The following is a 15,851-nucleotide window of genomic DNA, read 5'->3' as shown; positions in this document are numbered from 1 at the left end:
AATTCTCTTTCCAATTGAGTATTTTTGAAGATGGGCACACGCATACTTAGCATACCAATACCTCCTGATTTTAACTTTGGAGAATGTCTGTGGTTTTTAGACCGCGATTTCGATGATTGTATGCTGAAAGTAAACAGGGACAGCCTGAATAAAGTGCTGTTACTGAAGAATGGGCCTGTCCTGCTGAACATCAGTGCCGATGCGGCACAGCTGAAGGCCTCTGTTTTACAGGGTGAGCTCAGTGCAGATGAAGAACCGGAGCTTAAAAAATATATAGAAGACTGGTTTGATACCGGGCTCAACCTGAATCCTTTTTATACACTGCTGAATAAAGACCCGCGCTTGGCCTTTATGGCAGAAGCCTATCGTGGCCTTCGCCTGGTTGGCATTCCGGATATGTTCGAAGCCATTTGCTGGGCGATTATCGGACAACAGATCAACCTGACTTTTGCCTATAAACTAAAAAGAAGACTGGTAGAACGATACGGAGGCCGGGTGGATTTTCAAGGCGATACTTATTACCTTTTTCCGGAGGCTGCGGTACTGGCCGAAGCCGCCATTGAAGAATTGCAGGGCATGCAGTTTTCTAAAAGCAAAGCACTTTACCTGACCCTCATTGCCCGGGCTTTTGCCAGCGGACAGCTCAGTAAACAAGGCTTGCGGCAATTGCCTGACCTTGCTTCCAGGCAAAAAGCCCTGATGGACATCAAAGGGGTAGGACTCTGGACTGCCAATTATACCCTGATGAAATGCCTGAAAGAAAGATCCTGCATCCCCTTCGGAGACGCAGGATTACTAAATGCTTTGCTGATTCATGGGATCATCACAGATAAAAAACAAGCACTCGAAATTGAGGGTTTCTTTTCCGCTTATCCCACATGGGAGAGCTACCTTGTTTTTTACCTTTGGAGATCGCTGTCCAAACGATCAGAGGCTTAGGTCTGTTTGCGCCGCTTCCCAGCCAATCATGGCGGTTTTCCGCGGACTTCCCCAATGGTATTGGCCCAATTCGCCTGTAGATTTAATCACCCTGTGACAAGGAATCAGAAATGCTACGGGATTATCGCCCACTGCAGAACCGACCGCTCTGGAAGCTTTAGGCTTGTCTATCGCGGATGCAATGGCCGAATAGGTTGACAATTCGCCCACTGGCACCTTTAATAAGGTTTCCCAAACTTTAATCTGAAAGTCAGTCCCTTTCAGGTGGAGTTTCAGTTCCTGCAGCCTGCTCCAGTCTTTTCCGAAAATATACAGCGCATTTTGCTGCATCATGTCCAGAACCTGACGGTATTTTGCATTTGGAAAGCGTTCCTGAAGTTCCTGAAAAGCAAGGTCCGGATCATCCGCAAAAGCCATATAGCAAATGCCTTTGGGCGTAGCGGCAACGATGAGCGATCCAAAAGGACTCTCCGCAAAACTATAATTGATCTGAAGCTGTGCACCCCCGTTTTTATACTCCCCGGGAGTCATGCCTTCAATTTTGATGAAAAGGTCATGAAGCCTGCTGGTACCTGATAATCCGGTTTCGTAAGCAACATCAAATAAGGTGTTTTGCTGGTCTTTTAGCATTCCTTTAGCATATTCTATACTGAGGTACTGAAGAAATTTCTTTGGTGTAACACCTGCCCATTCCTTAAACATCCGTTGAAAATGAAAGGGGCTCAGGTATACATGAGCGGCGACATCCTCCAATGAGGGCTGTTGTTTAAAGTTGACCTTTAAATAATCAATCGCTTTTTCAATTCTGTGGTAATCAATTTGATTTAATGTTTCCATGTTTCGAAATTTACAATTCAAAACTACGGCTAAGCTTAAGGAGTTAAAACCCGAAACTTGCGCTATTTCTTTTCCTGCTGATACCCGGCGATCAATTCTTCCAGCTGCTTATGGCGGTTTTCTGAGATCAGGGCATTGTGTTTTTTCTCCGTATCGGACAGGAGGTTGATCAGCATCTTTTTATTGGGGCCGGCAAGGTCCTGATACAGCATATGATCTGCTTTAGAGAGGAGCTGATGAAGACTGATCAGTATCTTTTCTCCCTGTGGGCTGAGTTTTACCAATCTTGCCCGCTTATCCATCGGATCATTCCTTTCCTGGATTAAGCCTGCTTTTTTAATCCTGTTGAGGATGTCAATCCCGGTGGATTGTTCAAAAAATACAGCGCTTACCACGTCAGACTTTCTCGCTTCTTTCTGCCGGTCTATTTCTTTCATAAAATAAAACCATTCCAGCTCTATTCCGGGCATTTCCTTTAATACCGCCTTTGCATAAATCACATGAATGGCATTAAGCTGGTTAATGAGGCCGGACAGTTGGGCATCAGCGTCTGAAATTGTGGCTTCAACCGGAGTTTCGCCGATCGGCAGGCCTTTGCTGTTCAGCAAATAATGACTGCAAAAATCCGCTACCGAAGCAGCGGGATTTTTGCTTTCATAATCGGCCCAGGCCGTAATCAGTTCCACAACTGGTTTCATCGACATTGCTTTTGAAACAGGTTATCGGGTCTTGCTGGCATATTTCCTGAAATACCCACATTCATTTAAGGCTTCCTGGTAGAATCTGGTATCTGCATATTGTTGTCTCAGTACGGAAAAGTACCTGCCGAAATAAACCGGATCTGTCTTTACACTCCAATAACCTGCGTTCTTGTTTTCCGGAAGTTCATAAGAACGGTTATAGCTTTCATTGCGCTCACATTTGCTGGCCATAAACGTACACCTTGCCTTTTGTTCTTTGCTCTTGGTGGCTTCCCTTGCAATGAGGTAATACTTCTCTGCAATTTTTCCGGAAAGCAACATCGGACGGAACGGAGCAGGAATCCCCATGGCATAACTGCTGTAAGAATCGGTAAGCTCTGATTCATAAAATGCCCTTGCATTTCCATAATGGGTAATGTTGTAATAGGCATTGGCAAGCAGGTTTGCATTGTTGTAAACGTTTCTGCCGGCAGTAAGCTCATCTTTCAGGTTTTTCATCATCTTCAGCATGCTCATCGAACTGAATTTTTTAGACTGTGCCATCTGGTGGTCGCAATCATGACAATCGTTCATGCGCATGTTGAAAGGGTTCCCTAAAAGCATGGTACCTGCCCTGTTGCTTTTCGCTAAAAATGCAATCGCCTCATCCAGCCTTTCCTGATACACCAGTACTGTGGCCTGGAAGAAATAAAGGTCTTCCAGTTTGTAAGGGTAATAGTGTAACATGGCCTTTTCAAAAGGGCTCTGATTGCTTTTCTGCATCAGGCTTTTCAGGCTTTCAATGTTTTGGTTGTTCGTGTAAAATTCATGGTAATTGCTGAAGATATTGGCTTTTACAGGATCGCCTTGTTTTTTATAAAGGCTGGAAATCACGCCCAGGCTTTCGTTCAGGGATTGATAGAACCTGAGGTCAGGGATGGTGTCTTTTCCTTCTTTAAGTCTGGCAAACCAGTTTAAAGGCTCTACCATTTTAGCTTCGGCTTTTGCATCGATCTTTTTCAGTTGTCTGATGTATAAACCCCAGTCCAGAATCTTGTACTGAGCCATGATCAGCGCATTGTCTTTAGGCAGCTGTGTTTTTGCAGCCTGATAAAATTTAGCGGCCTGGGCATAGTTTTTATTCATGAAGTTCAGGTACCCTGCGGCAAGGTTCCAGAAATAAGGTTTGGAAGTATTGTTTTTCAAAGCGATCCCACTTACCAGGGCTGTATTTGCCCTTAGGGTTTTGGTCGAATCTTCTTTTCCTCCCCAGTAACCGGAGCGGCTGCTTTCTGTGATATTAACCACCCTGCTCAGGAGCAGGTCCAGTTTTTCTGATTTAGGATCTAAAGCGATGATCTCAGGAATGGCCCTTTCGGTATCGAAATAGATGCCCAGTAAATGCCAGAGCGTGATCTTTTCTTCCTTGCTTTTGGCCATCGCCAGGCTCTGCTTCCAATCTGCCTCCTCGTTCGGGTGAAAGGCCCATTTTGCAGGAATTTTCATCTCCGAAGCGTAATTGTAGCAAAGGCTGAAAAGGTAGTTGGAAGTCGCATAATCTTTCGCCAGGTAATGTCTTCCTGCAACATAACCCAGGGTTCTGTAATAAATCATGTTTTTTGGGAAAGTATCTTTATAGGTATCAAAGGCTTTGATCAGCTGTGAATCTTTAACGGGTTTAACACCCGTGCTTCTTTCCAGGAAATAATAATAACGAACCAGCTGGAACCAGAGGCGTTGCTTGATAAAAGGATCTTTGGTTTTTTGGAATGCGGTTAACAGGGAGAGTTCCATTGATTTTGGTGCAGCATAATTTGGTTTCTCATCCCAGCCATAATATTCCTGATATTTTGCGGAAAAATCTTCAGCAGATTTGGCCAGCGACAGGTACTCAAAAAAGGAGTTGACCTGTTTTTTGTCCAGTTTTAATGTTTTTAGCTGAGGCATGCTGTCGGGCAGGACTTTAATTTTGCCCTGGAAATTTTGATAAACAGAATCTATTCCTTTGGCACTGGTCTTTAGCAACAGGTATTCCAGGTCCTTTTTACCCAGCTGTTGTCCAAAATAATCATGCCATTCTTTTACAATCTGATCGTTGTAACGGGTATTGGTATTGTCGTCCCTATACGTGTAATCTTTGGTATAATAGGTAGAGAAATCACTATAAAAGAAAGGGGTATATTCCTTAGCCACAAAGGCTTCAGGACTAAAGCTGGAGAAGTCGTCGGAATAGCCATAATCTGCGCAAGCCCAGACTACTCCTCCGACAGAAAGTGTGCTAAGGCTAAAAATGAGCAGAAATTTCTTCGAAATCCTTTGTTTTAAATGTTGAAATGTTGAGGTTGCCAATTTCATAATAGATGATGGTTTTGTGTTCTTTTTTATTCAAATGTTCGGCCAGTTGTATGGCGGCCTGTTCCAGTAATGCTTTATCTGTTTCTTCCAGCTTGAAAAGGTCGTCGGTTTTCACATAAACCCCTCCGGTAAAAAAGCTTCTTAACGCTTTATACACATTTTTATCTGCGGCAGGCTGAAAGTTTTCCGTGTTACTCAGTTCCTTTTTTCCGATTTTTCCATATACCTGGATAATTTCACCATTCCTGATGTGAACGGACCAGGAAAACAGGGGCAAAGCAATGTCCAAAGGTAAGCCGTATTTCGGAAGATAGCTGATATAAGTTGCCGCATCTTTGGGATTATAAATGGAATTTGGATCTTCGGGTTTTGGAGAGAGCTTTCCCATGTTGTAAAACATCAGGATTCCCCTGTCTACAGGAGGGATGCCGGTTTTGACCTGATATTTGACCTGGTGGAGCCTGATGGTTGCCTCGAGTTGCTTTTTGCTGATGGCCTTAAAGGATTTCAGAAACTGAAAGTATTTGTCTTTCGTTCCCAGGCTCCAGTCGCAATCGAATTGTACACTTTGATAGTTTATTTTTTGTGCCTGTGCCAGATGCTGCAATAAGGTATTGCTTTGCATGGCGAGGCTATCCACACCTGCAAGGCTTAACTTTTCAAAGGTCTGATTGGTGATGAAGACCACAGGGGTCAGCTTTGTTGTGTTAACAGGTTCTTTAAAACTGATGATCGCTTCAGGATGTGCTTTTCCGGCATGGTCATCCCATTTGATATCAAAAAAGCGCAGGTAAAGTTTACCGGCCGCAACTTCATCCAGAACTTGATGTTGTGCTTTATTTAAGGTTAAGGTTTGCTTCCAGTAATAAAATGCCGCATCAGCGTTGCTTTCCCGTTTACAGGAGGAGAGGGCCGATACGAACAGGAGACAGGCTAAAAAAAGTCGGTGTAAAAAAGGACCAGGGATCATCATCATGGGGAAGCAACTCAATAAAGAGACAAAGTTAAACTTCTTTGCCGATCTTAAATATTTTTTGGAAATAACAATTATAGCATTACCTTTGTACTGTAATAAAAATAATTACAGAATGAACAATGCAAGATTTGCCATTTCTTTACACATCCTGACATTGCTTGAGAAAGCAAAAGGGGAGCTGATGTCTTCCGACTATATCGCAGGAAGTGTGAACATCAACCCTGTTCTGGTAAGAAAGGAGCTGATCACTTTAAGAAACCATGGCTTTGTAGGAAGCAAAGAGGGTAAAAACGGAGGAAGTTTTTTGGCTAAGCCTGCAAACACAATCACCTTAGATCAGGTTTATGTTGCAGTAAGACAGAACAACCTGCTGGGTACTTCTAAAAATGAACCCAATCCCCATTGTGCGGTGGGTAAGCAGGTGAGTCAGCATTTAAAAGCATTATATGACGATACAGAACAGGTATTAATTAACGAATTGTCTAAAAAAACATTAGCTGATTTCAGTGATCAGTTCGATTGATTTTTTTTGACTATAACTGTAACAAATAACATTACAATATAACTAAAAAATAGAAAACATGAAAGTATCATTAATTGGAGCAAGTGGCTTCGTAGGATCAAACATTTTAGAAGAGCTGTTAAACCGTGGTCATGAGGTTACGGGAATTGTAAGGGATGCAGCGAAAGTAAAACAAAGCAATGCACAGCTTGCCGTAAAAGAGGTAGATGTATTGAATACCGCTGAATTAACCGCTGCTATTGAAGGTGCCGATGCAGTGATCAGTGCTTACAACGCAGGATGGACCAATCCAAATCTTTACCATGATTTTGTGGAGGGTTCAGAAGCCATCCAAAAAGCAGTTAAAGCCTCAGATGTGAACCGCCTGATTGTAATTGGTGGCGCAGGAAGCCTGGAGATCGACGGAAATCAGCTGGTAGACGGGCCGGATTTTCCTGCCGAATATAAAGCAGGTGCTACCGCTGCCAGAGATTACCTGAATACCATCAAAAAAGAAGAAGAACTGGACTGGACTTTCTTTAGCCCTGCAATAGAAATGCATCCCGGCATCACTGCCGGACGTACCGGACATTACCGTTTAGGTGCAAACAGCCCGGTTTTCAATGAAGAAGGCAGAAGCATCCTTTCTGTGCAGGATTTAGCGGTAGTGATTGCCGATGAACTGGAAAATAACAAACACCCAAAGCAAAGATTTACAGCTGCTTATTAAGCAGGAAACAAAAGAGGTCTTCCGGAATAAGTGTTGCGGAAGACCTTTCTGTTTAGTGTAAAATTCGGATAAAGACTAGTGTTTCACTAGATATTGTGTTACTTTTGCGGCGAATATAGATTGGGATGCCAGGAAAGATCATTAGAAAACATTACCGCAGAGCAAGGTACGTACTGTACCGGGAGACTTTAATTGACGCAAAGGAGCATATTTTAACCTTTATCGGTTCCTTCGTTGGAATTGGTTTGATTGGTTTACTCAACAGCCAGTACCTGGTTGCCAACGATAATTTATTCCTGATCGGCTCATTTGGCGCTTCTTCGGTATTGATTTACGGGATCATTAACAGCCCTCTGGCCCAACCCCGCAACCTGATCGGGGGGCATGTCATCTCTGCCATCATTGGCGTAACCATCCTGAAACTTTTTCCTTCTGAACTCTGGTTTGCCGGTGCATTGGCGGTTTCATTGTCAATTGTAGCCATGCAGATCACCAAGACTTTGCACCCACCGGGTGGTGCTACAGCTTTAATCGCAGTAACCGGAGGGGCAAAAATTAAAGCAATGGGATACCTTTATGTTTTTTCCCCGGTATTTACCGGTGTGATGATCCTTTTTCTTGTTGCCCTGGTGTTCAACAATATGCGTCACCGGAAATATCCGGCCAAACCGATTTTTAAGCGAAGAAGAATCCACTAACTTTTTAGCGTTCCATTCGCTTTACACCCATCGCATATTGAATCCCTCCAAGCAGGTGCTGTAAAAAAAGAGGATCAGTATAAGATTCTTCTGTATGCCCGAGTCCGGTATAGAAAGACCTTCCGCCTTCAAAATCATGATACCAGGCCATAGGGTGGTTTGCCCCGTTGCTTCCTCCGGTATAACTGTTTTCGTTGATGCTGATGAGGACTTTCAGATCGGGGGAGATGTCTTTGAAGTTGTACCATTCGTCTTTTCTTTTCCAAACCTCCGGCAAATGTTTGGTGGAAATGGTATTGCGGTTAAGGACGTTTAGTTCCGCGACCTGCTGTGCCGGATGTTTTACAAAATAGGCACCCGAAAGTTTTCCAAACCAGGGCCAGCCATACTCGGTATCCGTGGCTGCATGTACACCCACAAAACCTCCTCCTGATCGGATGTATTGCTCAAATGCTTTTTCCTGTTGCTCATTAAAGATGTCTCCGGTAGTATTGAGAAATACAACTGCGGCATATTGTTTAAGGTTTGCGGTGTTTATTTTTGTCGCGTCGGTAGTGCTGTCTGCAATAAACTTGTTTTCCATCGCCAGGCGTTGGATGGCCATGATTCCGGCGGGAATCGAGCTATGGTGAAATCCGGCAGTTTTGGAAAAGATCAGAATCTTTTTTTTCTTCGCGAAACTGTTGCTGTTAAAGGAGAGCATCATGGAAAATGTCAGCAGTACAAAAGCGTATGATTTAAGCATGTTGATGGGTTTAAATCATAAAGATATCATTAATCCTTTATATTCCGTAACGAGTAAATATTCGTCATTTTCCAAAGAAAGATACCCGTATTCGTAGCAGAAATGATAGGTGTTTCCTTTTTTGTTTTGATACAGGTGGGTAAAATAGTCGAGCCTGAACCCGGTGGCCAGCAGTTGCTGCCTGCTGATCTTTATTTTTCCATCAGGATTTAGCCGTTTCAGGATGTCCCTGTTTTTTCTGAGGATTTTATTAATGGCCTTCAGGGTATCCTGCCCGGGGTGTTTGTGCCCGTTATTGTAATTGTTCCTGCAGTGCTGACTGCAGAATTTCTGATCTGCCCGGCCTTTCAAAGGCAATTCACAATCTAAACAATATCTTTCCATTTCTCCTGAATTTCGGTTAAAAAGAAGTTTAAGTTAATAAAATTTCTCCGTTAAACGTTTATAAGCGTTTATAACCGATTATAAGCGCTTAAAATAAAGAAGAATGTTTGAGGAATCCAGAGGTTTGTATCGTCGGCAGCCAGGGTGGTTGCTGTTCGTTAAACCATAGATCACCTAATCATTTAAAGAGATGAAAAATTTCAGAAACAGCGTGTATTTAACAGGCCTTGCAGGAACAGATCCTATTGTAGTAAGCTTCTCCGATGAGAAAAAATTGGCCAGGGTAAGCCTGGCAATTAATGAATTTTATAAAAATAGTGCAGGTGAAGCCGTCTGTCAGACCCAATGGTTCAATCTGGTTTTTTGGAATAAGAAAGCAGACCTTGCCTTACAATTGATCAAAAAGGGAGCGGAGCTCAGTATTGAAGGAAGTCTGAACGTACAAAGCTATACCGACAAAAAAGGAGAACAGCGTTTAACAACCGAGATTTTTGTAAACCACCTGGAAGTGGCAGAGAAAATTGAGGGCTGATCGCATATTGCATTGTTGAGGTGTTCCGGGCACCTCAACAATGCAATGTTTATTTCCTTTTGAACTGAAGGCTTAATCCGGCATAAAAATTTCTTCCCGCTGCTGCATTAAAGTACCTTCCTCCAGCCGCATTGAGGTCATTTCCAAGACTGTATTTTTCATTTAACAGGTTATCTGCTCCTGCAAAGAATTCCAGTGGCAGCTTGCCTGCCGACCGGTATTTCCAGCTCAACCTCGCCTGGATCAAATGATACCTTTCCGCATATACGGTATTGGCATCGTTGAGTGGCAGGCTGGAGGTGTAATTGTGTTGGACAAATAAAGACCATGCGCCGGCAAACTGGAGATCAGCACTGCTAATCAGCATATGTTTTGGAACGCCGGTTAGGTTGTTACCCGAATAGTCGGAGGTTTTATCACTGTAACTGCTAAACCTGAACTGACTTAAGGTATAAGCATTACGCAGCTGTAATCCCCGGATAAATTTTGAAGCATTAACCGGAATCAGCCAGCCGGAGAGGGAAGTTTCCAGTCCCCACTGCCTTGTACCTCCTGCATTGATGAAATATTCGGAGCCACCTGTATTCAGGCGCCTGACGATGGCCTGCTGCAACCGGTAATAGAAACCGGTAAGATCGGCCTGAATTCTGCCCTTAGGATCCTGATAACGGATTCCGCTTTCATAATTCCATCCGGACTCTGGTTGCAGGTTGGTATTGATGACATTATCTGATGCCCTTACCTCGGCAATGGTAGGTGGGGAGTACCCTTTGCTAATGGCACTGCGTAAGGATAAGCTGGGAGCGATTAAATAAGAAAGCGCAACCCTTGGCATAAACTGAAGGTCAAAACGGTTGGTCTTTCTGCTTGTCTCAACAGGGAAAGTACTGCTATACGCATACTGATACCAGTTCGTACTGGCCGATAATTCCAGTAACCACTTTTTCTGTAAATCAACAGTTAACTGTGCGAAAGCTACATTGGAAGCGGCTTTCAGTTTGTCACCTGCTTTCAATGCACTGGCTTTACCCAGGTCATTGCCATAATTGTTAATGTCGGAAGCTGTTTGCATGCTTTCCAGTCCGAGGTTGAACTTGTAATTGAGCATTTCCGTTTGACGCTGATATTCCAGATACGAGCGGAGGCCGAGGGTAAACTCTTTCCTCTTCTCATAATTCGTGATAAACGGATTTTTGAAGTCGGTATAAGAAGAGAAAACAGAAACTACATGTTTCAGCTGCTGATTGAGCTGCCAGTCATGGGAAATGCCAGCGAACACGGTTTTGCTAAGGATTCCCGCATTTTGCTGTATGGCGCTTTTGAGCGCGCCGTCTGCAGGTCTCGATCCTTTTGGGTTGTCCTGATATTGTCCCTCTGTTAATCCACCCGGCGTCTGGTACTGAAGATCAGAATAAAAGATCAGCGCTTTAAGGCTTCTGTCTTTCGCATAGTTATATTTTTGAAAGGCCTGAATATACTTTTTGTTCATCCCGCTATGGTCCCGGTATCCGTCGCTGCGCTGATAAGCCTGGGTAATGTTCAGACTGTATTTGTTGAATTGCTGTCCGAGGCTTAGCTGCTGCCGGAAACTGCCGTAGGCACCTGCTTCCAGCTTCAGGCTGGCTAAGGGATCGCCGGTATTGCTTTCCTGAGGCTGAATCAGGACCACACCGCCGGAATTTGCACCGAAAATACTTCCCTGTGGTCCTTTTAGTACCTGAATCTGACTTGCTCCGGCAACCTCAAGCGCATTGAGGTAGCTGTTTCCTCCGGCATCGGTGAGGGGGAAATCGTCAAAATAGATTTTTACATTCCTGACACCAAAAGGAGAACGCAGTAAGCTTCCCCTTATGGATAAACGATAACTTCCCGGCGAACGCTCTTCCATTCTCAGTCCGGAGATGGTATTCATGGCAGAGACAAAAGATCCACCTGGTTGTTTTTCCAGTAAAGAGGTATTGAGGAGGCCTATCGAACCCGTGGACCTCAGGAGTGGCTGTGTAGAAAAATAGGGCCGGATCTGAACCTCTTTTAACCGCTTTGTAGTGTCCTGTAGCTGTTGTGCAAATGCGGAAAAGGAAAGCAATAATAACGAAGTGCCTAAAAGTGTTTTCATCTTTAACAAAGCTAAAATTTATGGCCAAAGAAACGCGTCTTTGACTGGCTATTTTGTCAGGGATTCTGGCTTTGATTCAAATGCTTTGAGCTCCCGGAAAGCCCCTCTCTGGATACCATGTATAGTTGTGGTACAAATAACAAATTAAAGTGTATAGCCTGGCTCAAATTAAGTCTTTAACCGGGATGGTTTATTCAAGGATCTAACGGGTAAATACCAGGTGTTACCTGAGCTGGGTCTAACCTCGGTCTAAGCTCGGTCTATACTCGGTGCAAGCCCGCTTGAAAGCGTGTTAAAGGCGGGTAAGCAGCGGCTGTAAATGGAGGCTAAAATGTGCATTTCTGCCTGCAGTCTTTTTGCTGAAGAAGAGCAGGTCCGGGCACCCTCAGCTGATCAGGAAAATAAAGGGGGGGACTATTTTTAAATCTTTATTTTTTAGTGTAATATTTTATTGATGTTTTTAACTTTTTTTAACCTTTTGGCAGGTCATTGTATTCACAAATTAGTTCAACTTTACTTCATAATATAAAATGTATGAAGAAGCTCTTTTTCCTGTTGCTGTGCCTGTTATCCGGTGGCATGGCCTTTTCCCAGCAATTTACCTTAAAAGGTGTTACTTACGACCATGATAAGAGTATACTCCCCTTCACAAGTGTTTATATTCAGGGGACCAGTAAAGGCACATCAGCCAATACCAACGGGGAATTTCAGCTCAGACTTGAAAAGGGAAAATACAGTCTGGTGTTCAGGGCAGTGGGCTATAAACAACTGATCAGGGAGCTGGAGATCAGCAAGGATACCGATTTGTCTGTAGTAATGGAAGCAGAAGCCTACCAGCTAAAAGATGTTCTGATTAAGGCAAATGCCGAAGATCCGGCATATGAAATCATCAGAAATGCAATCAAAAAACGTAAAGAACATTTAACGGAAGTAAAAGCGTATTCCTGTGATACCTATATAAAAGGGGTGACTAAACTCAAAAATGCACCCAAGAAATTTCTGGGCAGGGAAGTCCAGGGAGAGCTGAAAGATATGGGACTGGACTCCGGTAAAAGAGGAATCCTTTACCTGTCGGAATCTGTTTCTAAGTTTAACTTCCAGCAACCCAACAAAATCAATGAAGAAATGATTTCTTCAAAGGTGAGTGGGAACAGCAATGGTTTTAGCTTTAACCAGGCCACAGATTTTCTGATCAGCTTTTATAAAAATACGGTCGAGATCAGCGACCTGAGCCGTGTGGGTTTTGTTTCTCCAATCGCCGACAATGCGATGTTGTTTTATCGTTATAAATTCATCGGTACTTTCAGGGAAGGCAACGACTGGATCAATAAAATCCAGGTGATCTCCAGACGGAAATACGATCAGGTCTTCAACGGTTATATCTATATCATTGACGACAGCTGGAGGATTCACAGTACTGACCTGGAGATAACAAACAATGCTATGATCGAAGGAATCGACACACTTAAGATCAAACAACAGTTTATTCCTGTGAAAAATGGCAAATGGATGCTGGCCAGTCAGCAGTATGACTACGCCGGAGGGATTTTCAGTTTCAAATTCCTGGGGAGTTATACCGGGGTGTTCAGCAACTATAACATAGAACCCAATTTTCCGCCAAAATTCTTTACCAACAGGGTACTGAAAGTAAATGCAGATGCCAATAAGAGAGACTCGGCCTACTGGGCAGGAGTCCGTCCGATGTTGTTAACCCCGGAAGAACGCAGGGATTACGTAAAAAAGGACAGCATCAAATTGTGGAAGAGCTCTGATAAATACAAGGACTCCATCGATAGAAAAGCAAATAAGTTTAAGCTGTTAAAAGTGTTGACTTTGGGCTATGCACATCAGAATTCCAGGGAAAAGGAATCCTGGAGAATCAGCGGGCCGCTTTTCAACATCAATTATAATACGGTAGAAGGCTGGGTATACAGCCCCGGGCTGACCTATAGAAAGACATTGAAGGACAGTACTGTACTGATTGCAAAGCTCAATGGCCGTTATGGTTTTGAAAATAAAAAGCTGACAGCAAATGCCAGTCTGGGCTATGTTTATGACCGTAAACACAATGGTTATGTTGGACTGAGCGGAGGAACAGCTTATACTGACTTTAACAGCAATTATTCGGCAATCCCCCCGCTGTTTAATACCATAAGTACCTTGTTCTCTAAAGAGAATATTCTCAAACTGTACAAGAAGGATTTTGTAAATGTGATTTCCGGAAGGGAGCTGAGTAATGGATTATACCTCTCAGGGAATCTGGAGTATGCCAGCAGGACCCCTTTAATCAATACTTCATTCAGAACAGCAAGCCGCTTCCCGGATAAGGAGTTTACAGCGAATAATCCATATCCTTCCTCCGGTAATGATTATGCGTTTACGGCTCATAAGGCACTTACGATGGGGATAACCTTAAATATCGCCTTTGCACAAACCTATATCGAACGTCCTGATTTTAACATCAGACAGGGTTCTGTTTATCCGAAGCTTCAGCTGGACTATCGCAAAGGGATCAAGGGGCTCTTCAATTCGGATGTAGATTTTGATTATGTCGGGGCCCGCATTTTTGACTCTAATAAAAAACTGGGCATCCTTGGTGCTTTCAGGTATAGCGTTGCTGCGGGTAAGTTCCTGAACAGAAACAAGCTGTATTACATGGACTTTAAACATTTTGCCGGAAGTGATATTTTTGTCTATACCCAGTTCACAGACGGTTTCCTGATGCTGAGCCCTTATGAATTCAGTACCGGAAAGGAATTCCTGGAAGCCCATTTTGAACACAATTTCGGAGGGCTGTTTTTAAGTAAGCTCCCCTTGTTTAAAAAATTGAAGCTGGAAGAAGTGATTGGTGTGAATTACCTGAGCTCTGATGTGATTAAGAATTATACAGAAGCCTATATAGGTGTTCAGCGATTTGGTCTGAGATTGAACTTCGTGAAGAACTTTAATTATAACAATCGAAGCGGTACAGGTTTCAGGATCTCAGCTGCGTTTTAATAAAAAAAACCTGTTGGCAAAGCCAACAGGTTTTTTTTATCTTAAAAAAGAAGATTAAGCTAATTTTGCTTGTAGGTTCTCATCAATAGCAGCTAAGAACTCTTCAGTATATAAGTAATGTTTGCCATGCTCAACTTTGTTGCCATGGATACAAACGGCTAAATCTTTAGTCATTTTTCCGCTTTCTACAGTTTCGATACAAACCTGCTCTAAAGCCTGACAGAATTTAACCAATTCCTGGTTGTTGTCTAAAATACCACGGAACTCTAAACCTCTTGTCCATGCGAAGATCGAAGCAATCGGGTTCGTAGATGTTGGTTTTCCAGCCTGGTGGTCACGGTAGTGACGGGTAACCGTACCATGTGCCGCTTCCGCTTCCATTGTTTTTCCATCTGGCGTGATCAATACAGAAGTCATTAGTCCTAATGAACCAAATCCCTGAGCTACCGTATCAGACTGAACATCTCCGTCATAGTTTTTACAAGCCCAAACGAAGTTACCATTCCATTTTAATGCAGAAGCAACCATGTCATCGATCAAACGGTGCTCATAAGTAATGCCTGCAGCATCAAATCTTTCTTTGAAGTCGTTCTCATAGATCTCCTGGAAGATGTCTTTGAAACGTCCATCGTATTTTTTAAGAATGGTGTTTTTTGTAGATAGGTATAAAGGCCATTTTTTGCTCAATGCCTGATTAAAACATGCATTGGCGAAACCGCGGATACTTTCGTCAGTATTGTACATTGCCAATGCAACGCCATCACCTTTGAAGTTATACACGTCAAATGATTGAACTTCGCTGCCATCTTCAGGAGTGAAGGTTAAGGTTAATTTACCTTTTCCTTTAGTCACTAGATCAGTAGCACGGTATTGATCACCAAAAGCATGACGACCGATACAGATCGGGGCAGTCCAGTTTGGTACTAAACGTGGAACATTGCTCATCACAATCGGCTCACGGAAAACAGTTCCATCTAAAATATTACGGATGGTTCCGTTTGGTGATTTCCACATTTGTTTCAAATTAAATTCCTTCACACGGTCTTCATCAGGAGTGATGGTTGCGCATTTGATACCTACACCATATTTCTTGATCGCCTCAGCTGCATCAATTGTTACCTGGTCATTGGTTTCATCACGATACTCTACACCTAAATCGTAATACTTGATGTCAAGCTCCAGATAAGGAAGGATTAGTTTATCTTTAATGAATTTCCAAATGATGCGGGTCATTTCATCACCATCTAACTCTACAACGGGTTGGGTTACTTTAATTTTTTGTACAGACATATTAGTGGATATAATTTTAATTGTTGAAAAAACAAAGATATAAATTTTGAGTTTATAGCCTCATTTTCTG

14 protein-coding genes are annotated in these 15,851 nt (G+C 43.0%); 6 read left to right on the top strand and 8 right to left on the bottom strand.

The features are described 5' to 3' along the window. Window positions 1–30: 30 nt before the first annotated feature. Window positions 31–939 carry a DNA-3-methyladenine glycosylase family protein gene (locus tag DBR43_RS11930; protein WP_124581122.1) on the top strand — a complete coding sequence of 303 codons (909 nt, stop codon included), beginning with the start codon at window positions 31–33 and terminating at the stop codon, window positions 937–939. Here DBR43_RS11930 and DBR43_RS11925 read toward each other — a convergent pair. The 4 genes from DBR43_RS11925 to DBR43_RS11910 form a co-directional block, all read right to left on the bottom strand. Next, window positions 928–1,776: a methylated-DNA--[protein]-cysteine S-methyltransferase gene (locus DBR43_RS11925; protein ID WP_124581120.1), complete on the bottom strand. Its 849-nt coding sequence runs from the start codon at window positions 1,774–1,776 to the stop codon at window positions 928–930. The genes DBR43_RS11930 and DBR43_RS11925 overlap by 12 nt on opposite strands. A 62-nt stretch (window positions 1,777–1,838) precedes the next feature. After that, complete coding sequence (locus DBR43_RS11920; RefSeq protein ID WP_158622488.1) at window positions 1,839–2,474, bottom strand: MarR family winged helix-turn-helix transcriptional regulator; 636 nt, start codon at window positions 2,472–2,474, stop codon at window positions 1,839–1,841. Between the two features lie 21 nt (window positions 2,475–2,495). Then, window positions 2,496–4,811: a hypothetical protein gene (locus DBR43_RS11915; RefSeq protein ID WP_124581116.1), complete on the bottom strand. Its 2,316-nt coding sequence runs from the start codon at window positions 4,809–4,811 to the stop codon at window positions 2,496–2,498. Further along, entirely contained in the window at window positions 4,741–5,787 is a 1,047-nt protein-coding gene (locus DBR43_RS11910; RefSeq protein ID WP_233602954.1) for a hypothetical protein, read from the bottom strand. Before DBR43_RS11910 ends, DBR43_RS11915 begins: the two co-directional genes overlap by 71 nt. 112 nt (window positions 5,788–5,899) lie before the next feature. On the opposite strand from DBR43_RS11910, the gene DBR43_RS11905 reads away from it, so the two are divergent. The 3 genes from DBR43_RS11905 to DBR43_RS11895 all read left to right on the top strand — a co-directional run bounded on the left by DBR43_RS11905 (window position 5,900) and on the right by DBR43_RS11895 (window position 7,717). Beyond that, the gene (locus tag DBR43_RS11905; RefSeq protein WP_124581114.1) at window positions 5,900–6,310 is read left to right on the top strand and encodes an RrF2 family transcriptional regulator; all 411 of its coding nucleotides are present in this window, start codon (window positions 5,900–5,902) and stop codon (window positions 6,308–6,310) included. Between the two features lie 58 nt (window positions 6,311–6,368). Then, entirely contained in the window at window positions 6,369–7,019 is a 651-nt protein-coding gene (locus DBR43_RS11900) for an NAD(P)-dependent oxidoreductase (RefSeq protein WP_124581111.1), read from the top strand. Between the two features lie 125 nt (window positions 7,020–7,144). Beyond that, window positions 7,145–7,717, top strand: coding sequence for an HPP family protein (locus DBR43_RS11895; RefSeq protein WP_124581109.1), 573 nt, complete (start codon window positions 7,145–7,147; stop codon window positions 7,715–7,717). A 4-nt stretch (window positions 7,718–7,721) separates the two neighbouring features. Here the strand turns inward: DBR43_RS11895 and DBR43_RS11890 are convergent, their stop codons facing one another. Further along, the gene (locus tag DBR43_RS11890) at window positions 7,722–8,462 is read right to left on the bottom strand and encodes a ThuA domain-containing protein (protein WP_124581108.1); all 741 of its coding nucleotides are present in this window, start codon (window positions 8,460–8,462) and stop codon (window positions 7,722–7,724) included. Window positions 8,463–8,477: 15 nt separating this feature from the next. After that, window positions 8,478–8,846, bottom strand: coding sequence for a hypothetical protein (locus DBR43_RS11885; protein ID WP_124581106.1), 369 nt, complete (start codon window positions 8,844–8,846; stop codon window positions 8,478–8,480). A 190-nt stretch (window positions 8,847–9,036) separates the two neighbouring features. Between DBR43_RS11885 and DBR43_RS11880 the strand changes: the two genes are divergently transcribed. Further along, the gene (locus DBR43_RS11880) at window positions 9,037–9,378 is read left to right on the top strand and encodes a single-stranded DNA-binding protein (protein ID WP_124581104.1); all 342 of its coding nucleotides are present in this window, start codon (window positions 9,037–9,039) and stop codon (window positions 9,376–9,378) included. 49 nt (window positions 9,379–9,427) lie between these two features. On the opposite strand, the gene DBR43_RS11875 is transcribed toward DBR43_RS11880, so the two are convergent. Then, window positions 9,428–11,494 carry a TonB-dependent receptor gene (locus DBR43_RS11875; protein ID WP_124581102.1) on the bottom strand — a complete coding sequence of 689 codons (2,067 nt, stop codon included), beginning with the start codon at window positions 11,492–11,494 and terminating at the stop codon, window positions 9,428–9,430. 534 nt (window positions 11,495–12,028) lie between these two features. Between DBR43_RS11875 and DBR43_RS11870 the strand changes: the two genes are divergently transcribed. Then, entirely contained in the window at window positions 12,029–14,491 is a 2,463-nt protein-coding gene (locus DBR43_RS11870; RefSeq protein ID WP_124581100.1) for a DUF5686 and carboxypeptidase regulatory-like domain-containing protein, read from the top strand. 54 nt (window positions 14,492–14,545) lie between these two features. On the opposite strand, the gene DBR43_RS11865 is transcribed toward DBR43_RS11870, so the two are convergent. Next, window positions 14,546–15,781, bottom strand: coding sequence for an isocitrate dehydrogenase (NADP(+)) (locus tag DBR43_RS11865; RefSeq protein ID WP_124581098.1), 1,236 nt, complete (start codon window positions 15,779–15,781; stop codon window positions 14,546–14,548). Between the last annotated feature and the right edge of the window lie 70 nt (window positions 15,782–15,851).

This window comes from Pedobacter sp. KBW06 (assembly GCF_003852525.1).
Classification (GTDB): Bacteria; Bacteroidota; Bacteroidia; order Sphingobacteriales; family Sphingobacteriaceae; genus Pedobacter.
The sequence above is the reverse complement of the archived record's forward strand: the minus strand, read 5'-3'. Positions and strand labels throughout refer to the sequence as shown.

Bases quoted from the DNA above. Each gene is read 5' to 3' on its own strand.
- DBR43_RS11885 (WP_124581106.1), bottom strand. From the start codon at position 8,846: ATGGAAAGATATTGTTTAGATTGTGAATTGCCTTTGAAAGGCCGGGCA.
- DBR43_RS11925 (WP_124581120.1), bottom strand. From the start codon at position 1,776: ATGGAAACATTAAATCAAATTGATTACCACAGAATTGAAAAAGCGATT.
- DBR43_RS11910 (WP_233602954.1), bottom strand. From the start codon at position 5,787: ATGATGATGATCCCTGGTCCTTTTTTACACCGACTTTTTTTAGCCTGT.
- DBR43_RS11875 (WP_124581102.1), bottom strand. From the start codon at position 11,494: ATGAAAACACTTTTAGGCACTTCGTTATTATTGCTTTCCTTTTCCGCA.
- DBR43_RS11900 (WP_124581111.1), top strand. From the start codon at position 6,369: ATGAAAGTATCATTAATTGGAGCAAGTGGCTTCGTAGGATCAAACATT.
- DBR43_RS11920 (WP_158622488.1), bottom strand. From the start codon at position 2,474: ATGAAACCAGTTGTGGAACTGATTACGGCCTGGGCCGATTATGAAAGC.
- DBR43_RS11915 (WP_124581116.1), bottom strand. From the start codon at position 4,811: ATGAAATTGGCAACCTCAACATTTCAACATTTAAAACAAAGGATTTCG.
- DBR43_RS11865 (WP_124581098.1), bottom strand. From the start codon at position 15,781: ATGTCTGTACAAAAAATTAAAGTAACCCAACCCGTTGTAGAGTTAGAT.
- DBR43_RS11870 (WP_124581100.1), top strand. From the start codon at position 12,029: ATGAAGAAGCTCTTTTTCCTGTTGCTGTGCCTGTTATCCGGTGGCATG.
- DBR43_RS11905 (WP_124581114.1), top strand. From the start codon at position 5,900: ATGAACAATGCAAGATTTGCCATTTCTTTACACATCCTGACATTGCTT.
- DBR43_RS11890 (WP_124581108.1), bottom strand. From the start codon at position 8,462: ATGCTTAAATCATACGCTTTTGTACTGCTGACATTTTCCATGATGCTC.
- DBR43_RS11930 (WP_124581122.1), top strand. From the start codon at position 31: ATGGGCACACGCATACTTAGCATACCAATACCTCCTGATTTTAACTTT.
- DBR43_RS11895 (WP_124581109.1), top strand. From the start codon at position 7,145: ATGCCAGGAAAGATCATTAGAAAACATTACCGCAGAGCAAGGTACGTA.
- DBR43_RS11880 (WP_124581104.1), top strand. From the start codon at position 9,037: ATGAAAAATTTCAGAAACAGCGTGTATTTAACAGGCCTTGCAGGAACA.